2 pseudogenes are annotated in these 551 nt (G+C 65.0%); both read left to right on the top strand.

The features are described 5' to 3' along the window. Positions 1-203, top strand: a pseudogene (locus HX846_RS37925) (gfo/Idh/MocA family oxidoreductase); the annotation flags it as partial. A 14-nt stretch (positions 204-217) separates the two neighbouring features. Beyond that, positions 218-551, top strand: a pseudogene (locus HX846_RS37920) (sugar phosphate isomerase/epimerase); the annotation flags it as partial.

The raw sequence follows: 551 nt of genomic DNA, 5'->3' as shown, positions 1-551 counted from the left end.
GCCTGCCCGCCGGGCATCCCGAGGGTTACCTGGAAGCCATGGCCAACCTCTACCGCGACTTCGCCAAGGCCATTCGCCAGGGCACGGAGGCCGTTGGCGTACCCGGCATCGAAGTCGGCGTGCGCGGCATGGCCTTTATCGAAGCCGTGATCGCCAACCATCACGGCGAGGCGAAGTGGACCACCTTGGCGAACCACCCATGAAGGAGACTACAGACATGCGCGGCCCAGGCATTTTTCTCGTCCAGTTCATCTCGGACCAAGCGCCTTTCGACACCCTGGCCAACATCGCCCAATGGGCGGCGTCCCAGGGCTACAAGGCGATCCAGTTGCCCACACTCGGCACCCGCTACATTGACCTGGCTCGCGCTGCAGAAAGCCAGGCCTACTGCGATGAACTCAAGGCGACCTGCGCCCATGCCGGCGTCGTCATCAGCGAGCTATCGACCCACCTGCAGGGCCAACTTGTGGCCGTGCACCCGGCATTCGACACGCTGTTCGACGACTTCGCCCCGGCCCATCTGCGCGGCCAGCCCCAGGCACGGACCGAGT

Source organism: Pseudomonas sp. K5002 (assembly GCF_013386655.1).
In the GTDB taxonomy this organism is placed as follows: domain Bacteria; phylum Pseudomonadota; class Gammaproteobacteria; order Pseudomonadales; family Pseudomonadaceae; genus Aquipseudomonas.
This window is presented reverse-complemented; position numbering and strand designations above follow the sequence as displayed.